At 68.9% G+C, this 13,905-nt stretch carries 10 protein-coding genes and 4 pseudogenes; 4 read left to right on the top strand and 10 right to left on the bottom strand.

Going from position 1 to position 13,905, the window contains the following annotated elements; genetic code table 11:
• Positions 1 to 49: 49 nt before the first annotated feature.
• Entirely contained in the window at positions 50 to 457 is a 408-nt protein-coding gene (locus tag ABZZ74_RS21555) for a hypothetical protein (RefSeq protein WP_356767207.1), read from the bottom strand.
• 326 nt (positions 458 to 783) lie between these two features.
• Complete coding sequence (locus tag ABZZ74_RS21560) at positions 784 to 1,197, bottom strand: peptidase inhibitor family I36 protein (RefSeq protein WP_356767209.1); 414 nt, start codon at positions 1,195 to 1,197, stop codon at positions 784 to 786.
• A gap of 362 nt (positions 1,198 to 1,559) precedes the next feature.
• Here ABZZ74_RS21560 and ABZZ74_RS21565 point away from each other — a divergent pair.
• From ABZZ74_RS21565 to ABZZ74_RS21580, 4 genes and pseudogenes are all read left to right on the top strand, one after another.
• Positions 1,560 to 1,889: pseudogene (locus tag ABZZ74_RS21565) on the top strand (IS3 family transposase); the annotation flags it as partial.
• A 166-nt stretch (positions 1,890 to 2,055) separates the two neighbouring features.
• Positions 2,056 to 2,868: a maleylpyruvate isomerase family mycothiol-dependent enzyme gene (locus tag ABZZ74_RS21570; protein ID WP_356767211.1), complete on the top strand. Its 813-nt coding sequence runs from the start codon at positions 2,056 to 2,058 to the stop codon at positions 2,866 to 2,868.
• Positions 2,869 to 3,102: 234 nt separating this feature from the next.
• A pseudogene (locus tag ABZZ74_RS21575) lies at positions 3,103 to 3,381 on the top strand (transposase); the annotation flags it as partial.
• Positions 3,382 to 3,459: 78 nt separating this feature from the next.
• On the top strand, positions 3,460 to 3,621 hold the full coding sequence (locus ABZZ74_RS21580) for a hypothetical protein (protein ID WP_356767402.1): 162 nt from the start codon (positions 3,460 to 3,462) through the stop codon (positions 3,619 to 3,621).
• 106 nt (positions 3,622 to 3,727) lie between these two features.
• Here the strand turns inward: ABZZ74_RS21580 and ABZZ74_RS21585 are convergent, their stop codons facing one another.
• The 8 genes and pseudogenes from ABZZ74_RS21585 to ABZZ74_RS21620 all read right to left on the bottom strand — a co-directional run.
• Positions 3,728 to 5,656: a glycosyltransferase family 39 protein gene (locus ABZZ74_RS21585; RefSeq protein ID WP_356767213.1), complete on the bottom strand. Its 1,929-nt coding sequence runs from the start codon at positions 5,654 to 5,656 to the stop codon at positions 3,728 to 3,730.
• Between the two features lie 71 nt (positions 5,657 to 5,727).
• On the bottom strand, positions 5,728 to 6,813 hold the full coding sequence (locus ABZZ74_RS21590) for an NlpC/P60 family protein (RefSeq protein ID WP_356767215.1): 1,086 nt from the start codon (positions 6,811 to 6,813) through the stop codon (positions 5,728 to 5,730).
• A 45-nt stretch (positions 6,814 to 6,858) separates the two neighbouring features.
• On the bottom strand, positions 6,859 to 7,341 hold the full coding sequence (locus tag ABZZ74_RS21595; protein WP_133047809.1) for a poly-gamma-glutamate biosynthesis protein PgsC/CapC: 483 nt from the start codon (positions 7,339 to 7,341) through the stop codon (positions 6,859 to 6,861).
• On the bottom strand, positions 7,338 to 8,837 hold the full coding sequence (gene pgsB, locus ABZZ74_RS21600; protein ID WP_356767217.1) for a poly-gamma-glutamate synthase PgsB: 1,500 nt from the start codon (positions 8,835 to 8,837) through the stop codon (positions 7,338 to 7,340). The genes ABZZ74_RS21595 and pgsB overlap by 4 nt, the downstream gene beginning before the upstream one ends.
• A 15-nt stretch (positions 8,838 to 8,852) precedes the next feature.
• Positions 8,853 to 11,069, bottom strand: a complete 2,217-nt coding sequence (locus ABZZ74_RS21605) for a HAMP domain-containing protein (protein ID WP_356767219.1) — start codon at positions 11,067 to 11,069, stop codon at positions 8,853 to 8,855.
• Positions 11,070 to 11,383: 314 nt separating this feature from the next.
• On the bottom strand, positions 11,384 to 12,628 hold the full coding sequence (locus ABZZ74_RS21610) for a hydrolase (RefSeq protein WP_356767221.1): 1,245 nt from the start codon (positions 12,626 to 12,628) through the stop codon (positions 11,384 to 11,386).
• Positions 12,629 to 13,236: 608 nt separating this feature from the next.
• A pseudogene (locus ABZZ74_RS21615) lies at positions 13,237 to 13,404 on the bottom strand (DoxX family protein); the annotation flags it as partial.
• Positions 13,405 to 13,409: 5 nt separating this feature from the next.
• A pseudogene (locus ABZZ74_RS21620) lies at positions 13,410 to 13,856 on the bottom strand (chlorophyllase); the annotation flags it as partial.
• Positions 13,857 to 13,905 lie beyond the last annotated feature (49 nt).

A 13,905-nucleotide genomic window follows, 5' to 3' on the forward strand; every position in this document is an offset into this window, starting at 1 on the left:
CGGCGGCAACGGGTGAGCGACCCGCACCGTGCGGCAGGTCTTGCCACTGTCAGCTCGACGGCCATGTCACGAAAATGCTGCTGCACGTCGCCGGGTTGGACCGGATGCGGATGGCGGTCACCGTGACGGACGCGTCGTTGTGGACCGTGCTGTTCGGGTCCAGGCAGAAGGCGGTGCTGGTACTGCCTATGCGCAGCAGGACCGTGTCGTCGTTGCGCGAGTTGTAGACCACGTCGGCCCCTTTGCTCCTGGGACCGAGCGTCTGGTTGTAGTCCGGATCCTGGTAGGCGGCCGTGGGACTGCCGGCCGTGTACTGGGCTTCCGTCTGGTAGAAGCAGACTCGCGGATAGACGCATCCGTGCAAGGTCGGTTCGGCGGACGCGGGTGGGGCACTTGCCACCAACGTGCCGACGGCAGCGGACGCCGCCCACCCCGCCCATGTCTTCTTCGTGATCATGCTGGCTCCCTCCGTTGCGGTGAATGTTGCTGAGGCACAGAAGCGGGACGACCCATCCCCTGAGGGCAAACCCAGCTGGCCGGGGGCAGACCAACTGGGCTGGGGGTTATGCGGTCGCCCCAAGGCGGAAGACCCCTATACGGGATGTGCAGCAGATGCAGCAGACAGAGAGTCGGATCGGATGGCCTGTACTGCGGCAGCAGGCTCCCTCAGCGCCGGGTGCCCGTGACCGTCATGATCTGCATCGGCTACGGTGGGGCCGCTCCCTTTGACGGCCCCACCGGGCGCTCGGCCCGTGCCGTGCCCACCCTCTCCGGCGTCCGGACTCAGCAGCTGGCGAGCCACTTGTGGGACAGCACCTTGAGGCCGGGGCCGCCGCTGACGCCAGGGCCCTTCACGCCCTGTCCTATGCAGCCGAGATACCCCGAGTAGCCCGTTCCGGAATAGAGGCCGACCCCCTCGTACGAGGAAGAAGTCCCGTGGTTGTAGACCGACTTGACGTTGCGGTCGTCGGCCCATGAACACCTCACGGAGCCGCTGGTCCAGTCGCTGTCGGCGTTGCTCCAACTGCAGCGGTTGCCCGTGTAGTTGATTTGGTCCCAGACGCACAGGCTGCCGGAAGGGCAGTCACTCGCGGCGGCTTCGGCCGAACTCGGTGCCAACAGGCCCAGGGCCGCCACCGTGGCGGCGACGACGGTCACACTCAGAGTCCTGCGGGCTGTGCGTGTTGTGACGTTCATTCATGGTCCTTTCCCGTGAGTGATCCTTCCGGCGGAGAACACGTCTCGGGCCGGCCCCTCGGCGGTGCGTGCACGGATGGTGGATTACCGACCTTGTCGCGACCTTGTCGAAACCTTGTCCGACCTGTACGCGCCTGCTGTGATGGATCCGCACCCCAGGTGATGAAGTGGACCGAGCAGACGGGTTGGATGACGGACTTTCGACTGCCGGTCCCGGTCGGCCTGCTGGTGGACCGGCTGTGGGGCGAGCATCCGCCCGCCGAGGCCCGCGCTTCGGTCTATTCGCACATCGCTCGGTTCCGTCGCCTCCTGGAGGCGAAGCCGCGTGCACCGTCTCCCGGAACGGTGATCTCACCACGCCAATCCCGGACGCGTTCAGCCGGAGGATTGTGGGCTGGTCGATCGACTCCAGACAGGACTCCACTTTCGTGGTCAAGGGATCACCTCCCCCTGGGGCTCGGGGAAAGGATCCGCTCCGCCGGGCTCCTGCCATCGTTCGGCACGCTCGGAAACGGCCTGGACAACGCGATGATGGAGGCGTTCTGGTCCTCGATGCAGATCGAGCTGTTGAACCGCAACGGCGGAAGAACCGGTGCGAGTTTGCGAACGCGATCTTCGAGTACATCGAAGTCTTCCACAACCGACAGCGGCGCCACTCAGCATCGGGCTACCGCACCCCGATCGAGTACGAACCACTCTCCAAGGCACGGGGTGCGGGTGCCGGGTCAACGGGCATGCTCGAGTCGTTCCGCCGACCGAGGCAGCTGCCGAGGTTCTCGTTGTCCCTTCATCCGGGTTCCCCGGGCGCTGATCGGTGTACCTGGACAGATGGGAAGCGTTGGTCCACCCTTCCCATCTATGACTGCCCCTCATCGTGAGGCTGCCACGCGATTGCGGCTGCCCGAAGCCATTTGTGTCGTAGCCGAGGAGATAGCCGGGTTGCTCCGTTTGTGTGAGGATGCCACGGTGCCTATTCCTGGGGCTGAGTGGACGGTTGGAGAGTCCGCGGCGCATCTGCTCCTGGCCAACAAGTTGATGGCTGCACTTGCCGCAGGGCATGAGCAGGTTTACGGCGACGGCACACCAGGGGGACTTGCGGCGGCCAACGCGGCCTCGCTGATTTCCTTCCCCGAACGCGACACATCCGTCCTGGCGGGCGGCGTCGTGGAGCATGCGAGGGCATTCACAGAGGCGGCCGGCCTGCGGTCGGCGGACACACCCACGGTGACACCGCTGGGGCCCATGGACTTGGGGACTCTTAGCTCCTACCTACTGACCCATATGCTTGGGCACGGCTATGACATCGCGGTGGCACTCGGTCGACCACACATGGTCGACCGTGACAGGGTCGCTTTGGCGATGCCGTTTCTGATCACTGCGATGGACCGTGTCGTCGATGCACGAGCGACTGCTGGTCATAGTGCCTGTTACGAGCTGAGGTTGCGCGGCCTCTCCCGGCTAACGGTGACGTTCACCAACGGCGCGTTGGCCGTACATGCCGAGCCCCCGCGTCGTCCGGACTGCACGATCTTGATAGACCCGATCACGTTCTTCTTGCTCGCATTGGGCAGGCGCAGTGCCATCGGTGCCATCGCCCGTGGCAAGGTCCTCGCCTGGGGGCGCAAGCCCTGGCTCGCGCCAGGGTTCCCCGCATTGTTCACCGCACCATGATGGACCGGCGCCGGCGCCGGCGCCGAGTTTCATGCCCGGGAGTCGTGGGGCGCGGCGCGCAGGACGTAGTGGGATGGCGGTCGGTGAGGCAGCGGATCGGTCCGGGGCTGACGACCGGGACCTGGATCTGGTTGCTGCCCTCGAAGATCGGCATGACTTGGCCTCGCGCACGTAGCGCTCGACAGGGAAGTCCCGAGTGCAGCACGCGCCGCCGAAGACTGAGCGTGATTCGCTTTGAGGGACATTGAAGATCAGGGGCTTCGGCCCCGGAAGGATGATGTCCATCATGGAGATCTAGGGAAGAAGAAGCCGCGTCCTCGCCGCTCGTTCACGCCGGAGTTCAAGGTCGAGATCGTTGAGTTGTGCGGGCGCGGAGACCGCTCAGTTGGTCAGGTCGCCAAGGACTTCGACCGGACCGAGACCGCGGTGCCCGACTGGGTCAGGCAGGCCGAGGTCGACAACGGCGAGCGTGATGGGCTGACCAGCAGTGAACGCGAGGAACTGGCCCAGTCGCGGCGGGAGAACCCGCCGGCTGCGGGAGGACGTGGAGATCCTCAGGCGGGCCACGGCTCCCTTCGCCAAGGAGACCCGGTGACGGTGCACCCGTTCATCGAGGCGGAGAAGCAGGCAGGTCACAGCGTCGGGAGGGCGTGTGAACTGGCGTCGTCCTCGTCCTGCCCCGTCCTGATCGTCTTCGCGTTCTTCCAGCGGTGGTTCGTCCAAGGCGTCGCCGGCTCGGCGGTCAAGGGCTGACTCACGTCGGTTACTCCCACGTCCGCCGGATGGCCGCGAAGAGATCCCCAAGACACGGCGCGCCGTCGCTGCGCGAGGTGGCGGAGACGGGCGCGACGATGTCGGCTCACTTGTGCGGGGTGCAGTCGTAGAGCGCGAAGCTGCCGTCGGTGCGACGGCCGTACGCGGCAGGCCTGATGCGGGTGCAGTGGGACTTCACCCAGGCGGTGGCCGGAGTGCTGGGGCGCTGGGTGGTGAGCAGCGCATAGCGGACCTCACGGGCGGTGACCAGGTCGGCGAGCTGCTGGGCGGTCGGGAAGGGGGTTTTGCCGGTGAAGCCACCCATGACGAGGATGGGCTCGGACTTCGCGCGCAGGAGGGGCTCGGCGGTGTACGCGGCCTGGGTGGCGAGCAGGTACTTCTCCCCGTGGCGGTGGGTGGTGAGGTAGTCGAGCAGGGCCCTGTCGCGGGCGCTGGGCTGGCCCAGTCCCTTTCTCCGCGGAGCGTGGCGGGGATGTTCGAAGTACGACTTGCCTACGGGGCCGGCCATCGGCGATGTGGTGGCGCCCGCGTAGAGAGGGTTGAGGCTGGAGAGGGCCCACCCCGCCGGCACGACCAGGGTGGCCGCGATCCCTGCGGCCAGGGCGGCGTTGATCCTCCGTGGGGAGGTGCGCGGCCCTCGGCTCCACAGTCCCACGACGCCGCACAGGGCGAGCATCACGGCGATCGGCAGCAGCCAGGACACGAACCGGGTGGGCCAGTCGATCACCAGCGCCCACGCGGTGGTGAAAGCGATCGCCGCCGGCAGCGCCGTGTGCCATCGGTCGGCCGCCTCGTGCTGTGCGTCGGGGTGGTGCTTCGCCTCGTACTCCGAGCGGAAGAGGGCGAGGCCGCCGCCCGCCAGCGCGGCCAGTGCCGGAGCGATGACGGCGGTGTAGTAGGCGTGGTTGCCGTTCGAGATGCTGAACACCACGGTGTGCATGGCCAGCCAGCCGCCCCACAGCAGAAATCCCGCGCGTTGCGGGTCGGTTCGCGGTCGTCCGGTCCGCCGGACGACGCCCAGGATCGCGGCGAGCACGGCGAGCGGCAGGAACCAGGCGACCTGCGGGCCCACCGTGTGGTTGATGAGCATGTCCCAGCCGGTGTTGCCGGTGGTGCGGCTGGCGGCTGTGCCCGCGACGGCCCCGAAGGCGGTGGGATCGCTGGTGAAGCGGCTCAGGCCGTTGTAGCCGAAGACCAGGGCGAACGGGTTGTTGTCGGACGTGCCGTCGAGGTACGGGCGGCTGGACACCGGTGTCACCGAGGCGATCAGCATCCACGAGCAGGAGACCGCCAGCGCGACGGCGGCGCCCACGACGAGGCGCACGGCCCGGTGCAACGGCCTGCCGGGGGAGGCGAGTTGGTACACGACGGCGAAGACCGGCAGCACCAGCCACGCCTGCAGCATCTTCGCCTGGAAGGCGAGTCCCACCCAGAGCCCGCAAGTGATCACCGGCAGCAGTCGCTCGGTGCGCAACGCCTTCTGCAGCGCCCCGGCAGCCGCCACCAGGAGCAGCGTGAGCGCGGTGTCCGGGATGGTGGCACGGGTGAGCGCCACGGTGACCGGAGTGAGGGTGAGCACCAGCGCGGCGATCAGCGCGGCGAACGGGCCGGCCCAGGCCCGTACGATCCGGTGCAGCAGCCATACGGTGAGCACGCCCTCGACGACCTGCGGCAGCGCGGCCGCCCAGGTGTACGGGCCGAAGAGCCAGACGGAGACGGCGTCGGGCCAGAAGGCGCCGGGCAGCTTGTCGATGCTGATCGAACCGCTGGCGTCGAGCCCGCCGAAGAAGAACGCGCGCCAGCCGTCGGCCATCGAGCGTATCGCCGCACCGTAGAAGGGGTGCAGGGCGGCGTGACCGATGCCCCAGGAGTACAGCAGCGCGGCGACGGCCAGGACCGCGGCGAGCGCGGGACGCTCCCAGCGGGGGGTGCCTTCGGGCAGGCCGGAACGACGGTTCGCCGCACGGCGGCCCCGGTGCGAGCCGGTGGGCTGGACGGCGGGGATGGCGGTCATGGCGGTGGTCCTCGGATCGGCAGGTCAGGTGGAGCGGCGGTGCACCAGTGGTGCGGTCATGGCCGACGGGGTCACAGGCGGCGGGCCGCCCGGAATCCGCGGGCGTAGAAGTCGGTGCCGTCCAGCAGCGCGTGGCCCGACAGGTCGCCCAGGGTCGGGCCGTTGGCGGCGGAGCGGCTGGAGTAGAAGCGGTGCCGTCCCTGGTCGTCGAGACCCATGTACATGCCGACGTGGTCGATGAAGTCGGGCTTGTCCTTGATGATGGCGAAGAAGACCAGATCGCCGGGTTGCAGGACGTCCAGGTCGGTGGCCTGCTTCGTGCCGGTGTGGGGAATCACCGTGCGGCCGGGACCGTGGGCGGCGATGGCGTAGGCGCGGCGCGGCAGACCGACACCCGAGGTATTGGTGTTGTGCATGGGGATGCCCATGCGGTACCCCCACACCAGACGCTGGAAGCCGGAGCAGTCGACATCGCCGTAGCGGGCCTGCTCCGGCTGCACGCGCGTGCCGTCCGGGAAGGTCCAGTCGATGCCCAGATAGTCGTAGAAATCCGACTTCTCGTCGTAGTAGGCGAAGTCCAGCGGGTTCTTGACCGTGGAGTTGCGTGGGCCGAAGTGCGCGGTGCCCGCGTAGCGCACGCCCTTGGCGTTGCGCTTGTCGGGTGCGCCGGCGCTGCTGTACTGGAAGGCCACCGCGAAGACGTCGGGGCTGTCGTCACCGAGCGCCTTGTCGAACCAGCTCTTGAACGACGCGGATTTCTCCATGCCCCGCTGCCACGGTTGCGGCAGTAGGCGCACCCAGGCGTCCGTGGTCACCGTGGCCTCGGTGGTCCGTGGCTCGCTGAAGGTGCGGGTCGGCCCGGTGAGTACGGCCGTTCGGGCGCCGTCCGTGAAGGTGGCGAGAGTATTGCCGTCGCTCGCGCGGACCACTGTGCGGCTGGGGGCGGACAGCCGCTCGAAGGTGTGGGGGCCGGTGGGCCGGGAGCTGGAACCGGAGCCCGCGCCGTCGGCGACCGTGCCGCCGTCGTTGTCGCCGCCGTGCCCGAGGCGGTTCCAGGCGTACCCGCCGGCCGCACCGGCGACGGCCACGCCCGCGATCGTGCGGAACACGGCGCGACGGGTCGGGTTGCTCCGTCTGCGGACGGGTTGGGAGTGCATGGCCGATCCTCCTGGAAGGGGTGCGGTGGGTGGGTGGTGGGCCGGTCAGCCCGTGGGCAGCGCGCCCATCAACAGGCCGGAGATCAGTACCACGTAGGTGGCCAGCGTCACCGCGGTGGTCGAGATGACCGTGGCCGCGAGCGGCTGCCGGACCATCTGGTACGAGACCAGGCCGGGAACGATGAAGCCGAGGGTCTGTGAGGTGTAGAGCAACGGGAACTCGTGGCTGAGGGCGAGCATCACGGTGGTCTGCATCAGCACGGCGCACAGCACCACGGCGGCGAACAGCCGTTTGCCGTAGAGAATCACCGTGCGCTGCAGCAGCTTGGTCATGAAGTACGTGAGCGCCGCCACAGCGACCATGAGCCCGGCCATCTCCACGTTGGTGACGAGCGTGAGGGCGATCCAGCCGGGGGTGATCATCCCTCCGGGAGAGAGGTTGGTGGTCAGATAGCAGACGAGCGAGAAGACCAGCCCGAGGGCGATCCCGAGTGCGGCGGTCTGTGCGTTGAGGTTGGCGGGGATCACGGGTTCCTCGTGGACTGGGGCGGATCGTAGGAGTGGTGCAGCTCGTCGGGGTGATACGGGGCGTGGGAGGAGTACGAGTCGTCCTTGTGCGTCTGCTCGACAGGCTGGCCCTGGCGGGCGGCGAGACGGCGGGCTGGATCGCGTTGTTCAGGGATACGGATGGTCTGCGTCGGCGAGTCCAGCGGCGCGACCCACCTGTACGGCTCCGGCTCGGGCGGCCTTGCCACGGAGACCCGCGGCCGGGGCAGGGCGATCTGCATGGTCTCCTGGTCCAGGCCGTCCCCGTCCGGAACGGCGTCGAACACGGCCTCGGACTCGTCCAGCGGCAATTCCGCGAGACATTCCAGGAACAACTCGCCCTGGCCGTGGATATTGCCGATCGCCACCAGCGAGGAGACCGGGTCGAGTTCGGCGAGGATCGCCGTCGTCAGTTCCTCGGGGTCCCGGCGGTCGCCGCCGAGATCCACCACCCGCCCGGTGAAGCCTGCCGGAATCGCGTCCCGGGCGCTCTTGGTCGGGTGGCCGATGAGGAACACCGTCTCGGCGCCGAGTTCCGGGATGATCGTGCCCATCTGCCCATTGCGCTCGACCCGGTCCGGCCGGCAGTTGATGACCACGCTGAGGGGCCGTCTGATCGCGCCCAGGTCCTCGAGCTGCTTCACGTTCATCAGCGTCGACTCGGGGTCGTTCGCTGCGAACACGTTGGCGAACCGTAGCCGCTTGCCCTCGGGGGTGACGTAGCGCTCCACGGACAGCACACCCGGGTCGGGCGGCGCGTCCCACATGCCCTGCATCGCGGTCTGCCGCTCCACGCCCAGCAGTTCGGCTACGGCGAGTGCGATCGCCACGTTCTCCTTGAAGGTGAACCAGCTGAAGCCGCGCAGTTCGGCGTCGGTCACCGTCTCGGGATCGACCGCGATCAGCCGGCAGTTCCGCTTGTCGGCCTCCTCCTGGAGGATGTGCAGCCGGTCCTTCTCCGCCGTCACGCACACCCCGCCCACCGGCATCGAGCGGGAGAGGGAGCGGGCGACGTCGTCCAACGTCGGTCCCATCTCCTCCAGATGGTCCTCGCGGACGTTGCAGAGCACGCCGATCGTGGAACGGATCAGCTTCTCCTGGTTGGTCTCCTGCAGCGCCGGCATCACCGCCATGCACTCGATCACCAGGGCGTCCGGCCGGTAGGTCGCCGCCCGCCGTACGATGCCGATCTGCTCGACGATGTTGGAGATGCCGAACTTGCGGTACACCGGCTCCTCGGTGGCATCCGGATGGATGAACCGGGCCGCGGTGCCGGTGGTCTTGGCCACCGTGACCAGGCCGCCGCCGCGCAGGGCGCCCGCACACAGCCGGGTGATCGAACTCTTGCCGCGGATACCGTTGACCAGCACTCGCGTCGGAATCTGCTCCAGCGAGGCGAAGTGCCGCCGCTGCTCGAGGATTCCGGCGAGCCACAGCCCGGCACAGCACAGCAGAACGACGACATAGAGGAAGAGCACGCCTATTCCGTCCTTCTACCGCTGGAGAGTGTTCGCACGCAGGGGCCGGGAGGGCCCGGCGGTCTGGCTCGATCTGGCAGCCCGGTCGCGTTCGGCCAGGGTCTGGCGTATCAGTTCCAGGCTGCGGGTGACCGAGCCGATCTCGTCGTGGTTGACCGGGTGCAGCACGGTACGGCGGTCTCCGCCGGCGAGCCGCTCGACGAGCACGGCGACCGCGCACAGCGGTCGGATCACCACGACATGGAGCCAGCCCAGACACGCCGCGCCCATGGTCAGGCCGAGGATCCCGGCGAGCATGGTGTGCTGCTGGGCCTGTACTGCGGGGATCTGGAGAGCGGCCGCCGGCTCCTCGGCGACCACGTGCCAGCCAAGACGAGCGGTCGGACCGCTCTTGGCCAGCGGCGCGGCCGCGTCGATCGACGGACCGGAGGAGGTGAGACGCACCGCCGAGGTCGCGGTGCCCGGTGTACCCGGAGTGCCCTGGGTGGCGCGCGCGAGACGGGTCAGTTCGGCGGCGGGCAGTGACTGGAAGGCTTGGTAGCCCACGCTCGCCGCCAGCACCTTGTCGTCGCGGTCCGTCACCCAGACGCTGCCCAGCTTCGGCCTGGGCAGAAGGGAGTTGAGAGCCTTCACGTCGATTTCTCCGAACAGGACGACCCCGGTCCCCGAGGCCTTGGCCTTGCCGGACCGGACCTGGGCGTAAGCGGCGATCACCGGGATCCGACCGGAAGTGTTGACGTTGGTGATCCCGCCGCCGGAGGGCACGTGGACGAGGGTGCGCAGCGGTGTCTCGCCGACCCGCAGCGTGATCTCGCCCGAGCGGTTCAGGAGGTACATCGAGCGGTACTGCTTGTGCGCGGCGAGGGACCGCCGCAGAACCTCGGTCTGAGCGGCCCGGCTTCCGCCAAGGCTGGCGGCTGCGTCACTGAGATCCGTGTAGGAATGGTCGAGGGACTGCCGTATCCGGTTCGTGGCCATCTCGGTGCGTGCCTGATGGTCCGCGAGGACCCCGGCGGGAACCGCGGTCGCGGAGTCGGCCCGGTTCAGCAGGAAGATCATCGGGACCGACCAGCAGGCCACCACGAGCACGCCGACCACCGCCAGCGCCCGGTAGCCCGGTCCGCGCCGGGCCGGTAAATCCTGCGGACCGGTCTCGCCGAGCAGTTGCCGGCGCAGTGAGTCCAGCGCCCGCCCGATACGGGCCAGTTCCCCGAAGCCATGCACCGGGACCGGCCGGGACAGTTCCGACCACGCGGTCGGCCCGTCCCCGGTGGCGCCGCGGGCCAGACGCCCGGCGGAAAGATACAGCCGCAGAAGCGGCCGTTGCACGCCGAAGTGCAGGGCCAGCCCGAGCAGCAGCGCGACTCCGACCAGCGCCGCGGCGGCCCCGAACGCGAAGCGCGAGTAGTCGGCGGCCGGAGTCGGGGCCGGGGCCGGGCTCGCGGTGAGGACGAGCAGGCCGAGGTCGTCGGTGTCGCCCGGGCCCGTCACCGAGGCGACCTGGGCCCAGCCCGCCACGGTGCTCCGGCCGCCCGCAGTGGCACGCAGCAGGCTGCCCGAACCATCGGTGTCACGCCCCGCTCCATGAGCCGCGCGAGTCACCGCTGCGACCAGAGTGCTGTCGGCGGCAGCGGGCGACACCGTGCCGTGGGCCGTGCGCGCGATCGCCGTGCCACTGGCGTCCAGCACTTCGGCGGTGCGGCCTTGACCGTACGTCGTGGGGGTGGGTACGGGCTCGGACACCACCAGCAGCCACTGCCGGTCCGTTCCGTTCGGAGCCTGGTCCTGGTCGGGGTCCTGCTGTGCGGGCAGCGCGACTTTGGCGAAGTACAGCAGTTGCCGCGTGCCTGCCGATGTCACCAGACGAGGCGGAACCGCCCCTTTCGCGGATGCCTTCCTGGCGCCGTCGAGTCCGGCCAGCGGCACCACCCTGCCGCTGGCCGCGAGCAGTTGGCCGGTCCGCCGGTCGAGCAGCACGCTGCCGAGGACGGTCTTCCGGGCGGAGGTGAGGGCCTTGAGCGTGGTCACGGGGGTCGACGTGCTCGTCGCCGGATACGCGTTGGCTGCACTGCGTACCGTGCTCGCCTCAGCATCGATCGCGGTGCGCGTCGCCAGGGCGGTGTCCGCGGCGATCTGCTGCTCCTCGTCCAGCACCGCCTGCGGAACACGCCCGCTGCGGACAGAGTCGAGGCTGATCACGGTCAGGGCGGCGACCGCCAGCAAAAGCGCCACAAACGCGGCTATCGGCGGGCGCACCCCGCCGAGAATCGGCATATCGGCGCGGCGACGTATGCGGTGCCGACGCGGCGCACGAGGTGCGGAGGACAGAGGAGTGGATCCTTCCTCAACTGGCGTCAAGCGCCCAGACGTTCAATAGGGTGAACAATTTAGCGCCCTGCGGTCACATAACCATCACACTTCCGCCCCGTATCGTCCAAGTTAACGGGGGCGGGGTGACGCGACACACACGGGGCCGCCGCCCCGACGCGTCGAAGGGCGGGCCTGCGGACAAGTCCGGCCCTTCGGCGTCCCGGGCGGCCGTCCGGTCAGCGGACGAAAGAAATCTCAGGGTACTTGCTGGAGGGCCCGTCGAGCAGCGTGCTGTGCTTGTGACGCAGCGTCTGGTCGAAGAAGGCGGCGAGATAGGTCGACTGGACCAGGACTGACCGCTTCGGGTCGATCGTGCCGTACATCTGCTGCAGCTGAGCCTGGGAGAGCCTGAGCAGACCCGCCTCCTGGGGCACCATCCACGCGTTGTCGCTGAACGACTGGTGGGCGGCACCATGGAGCTTGATGTCGACCCGGTAACCCTTCAGATGCGACCACAGCGTGCGCCACGACGCGTCATTGTTCCGGTTGTGGCTGCCAGAGCTGAAGAGCATGAAGGGCCGGTCCAGGTCCTTGCTCGGAGCCGTTCCGAAGAACTGACCGTCCAAGTTGGCGCCGGCGGCGATGCGGTGGTCGAGTTGCATGGCGGTGTCGACCGCCGCGCCGCCCAGCGACCAGCCGAACATCCCGATACGGGACATGTCCACCGATTGCTTCAACCCGGTGGGGAGCGTCGCGTGGCCGGCGTCCGGGTTGCCACCCGTGCTGATCTTGCCGAGCTGGTTGATGACAAACTTGATGTCGGCCGCGCGCACCTTGAGCGTGTCGGAGGAGTGGGTGCCCGCTGGCATCCTGTTGAGCTCCAGCCGGTTGCCGGGGAACTGCACCTCGTTGGCGTCATGGGTGTGGTCGACGGTGACGACGAGGTAGCCGCGGCTGGCGAGATCCTGGGCTAGCGCGGTGCCCATCGCACGGTCCGAGTGCAGCCCGGTCGAGTACAGCAGGACGGGCAGCTTGCCGAGCGAGGTCTTCACCGGAGCCAGGACGTGACCTGCGGTTTTCGGCAGAGTCACCTGCTGCGGCGACAGACCGCGTGTCGCGAGGAAGTGGGCGCCGGAGATCGACGGCATCCACGGTGCCTGGTAGTGCCCCGACGTGGCCGTGGCCGGATACCAGAGCGAGACCATCAACTCGCGCTTCGTGCCGGGCACGTACGGATCAGTGCGGGAGTTGTCGACGAGATGCAGACCGACCATGCCGACGCTGTTCGACCCCGTCGGCGTGGGCATCTTGAGCTGCAGAGCGGCCGCGGTCGTGCGGCTGGATGCGAGAGCCTCAGTGTGCGCGGTCTTGGCGGACAGCGCAGCCGCGTCGTTCTCGGGCGCCCAGGCCGTGTTCCCGTCGGGCTCATCGGGCGAGACCCCAGTGGCCGCAGGCTTGTCGGACGTCTTCTCGGCGGCCATGGCCGGTGATATGCCCACGCCCAGCGCGACGGCCAGCGCACCTGCTGAACCGACCGCTCTGGCGATCGTTCTACGAGGCGGGCGCGGACGACGGTGCTTCATTAAAACCCCCTTGATGGTCAGCGATCACAGAACACGCGATCGACTGCCGCATACCGTACCGCCACGGGGGGAGCGGTCTGCGAAGTGGTGGTGCGTAAGTCGGCCAACTGGCCTTCGCACAGCCGCTGCACCGGCCACAGCAACCGGAACAGGAGCAGATCGGCTCTGCCGGGGCCCGGCGATCCTGGTCGCCATCGCCAACGCGGACATCCGCACCACCGGCCCGGATCTCGTCCCCGACCTGCGCACCGCTGGATACGCGGCCGCCGCCCTCACCCTCCTCGGCGACGCCATCGCCCTCATCCTGCGCTGCCCGCCCGAAGCAGCGGACCGACTCCACCATCTCCGCTTGAGCCGAAGACATCGCTGACCGCCCCCGCTCACCCGCGAGGACGACCGGCGACGACCGTCAACCGGCCCCGACTGAACCGGCGCCAGGGCCAAGCAGGCCGGAGTTCGATCGCGGATGCGCCCGCCTGTGCTCGCCGCGCCCAGGTTGCTAGCCGCTACCGGATCCGCCGGCCGACAATGTCGCGTGAACTCACCCGCAGGTGGGCGATGACAGCGCCGATGAAGTACAGCACGAGGCCGGAGTCGGCGAGGCTTCCCAGCAGCGGCACGGCGAGCCCCAACAACCCCACCGTGCCCGCCGCCAGCAGCACGCCCAGCACCGGGGGAGTCAACGAAACCCCTGCGGGGCAGGGCAGCAAGCGGACATCCCCGGTCTCGCCGTCTCCCGGCCTGGTGCTCGGGGCCAGCTTCGTGCGTCGGCGCTGAGGACGTCGTGCAGGTAGGCGGAGACGGCGTCGGCGACGAGGGCGACGCGGGCGGGGTTTTCGTCGGTGGTGTCGTTGGTGGCCTCGCCGGAGATTCCGCCGAAGAGGTGCTCGGCCTCGGCGATGGTGAGCAGTCGCTTCGGGCCCGGGCTGAGGTGGTAGGCGTCGGTGAACCATTCCGGTCCGCGGGTAGTCATCACCGACTGGTCCTTTCCGCCGGCGATGACGAGGGCGGGGGCGGTCATGGCGGAGAAGTCCGGGCGCGCGAACGGGAGATACGTGAGCGCGAAGGGCGTCAGGGCGTCCCCGGCACCGGCCGCCGCGATGAGCCCGCCCGCCGTAACGGCGGGACGGCGAATGCCAGGAAGACCAGGGCTGCAAGGCACGCGGTCAGGGTTC

The organism is Streptomyces sp. NPDC006476, from assembly GCF_040612015.1.
In the GTDB taxonomy this organism is placed as follows: Bacteria; Actinomycetota; Actinomycetes; order Streptomycetales; family Streptomycetaceae; genus Streptomyces; species Streptomyces griseorubiginosus_B.

Coding starts and splice junctions, on each gene's coding strand:
- ABZZ74_RS21555 (WP_356767207.1), bottom strand. CDS start 457: ATGATCACGAAGAAGACATGGGCGGGGTGGGCGGCGTCCGCTGCCGTC.
- ABZZ74_RS21560 (WP_356767209.1), bottom strand. CDS start 1,197: ATGAACGTCACAACACGCACAGCCCGCAGGACTCTGAGTGTGACCGTC.
- ABZZ74_RS21570 (WP_356767211.1), top strand. CDS start 2,056: ATGACTGCCCCTCATCGTGAGGCTGCCACGCGATTGCGGCTGCCCGAA.
- ABZZ74_RS21585 (WP_356767213.1), bottom strand. CDS start 5,656: ATGACCGCCATCCCCGCCGTCCAGCCCACCGGCTCGCACCGGGGCCGC.
- ABZZ74_RS21590 (WP_356767215.1), bottom strand. CDS start 6,813: ATGCACTCCCAACCCGTCCGCAGACGGAGCAACCCGACCCGTCGCGCC.
- ABZZ74_RS21610 (WP_356767221.1), bottom strand. CDS start 12,628: ATGGCCGCCGAGAAGACGTCCGACAAGCCTGCGGCCACTGGGGTCTCG.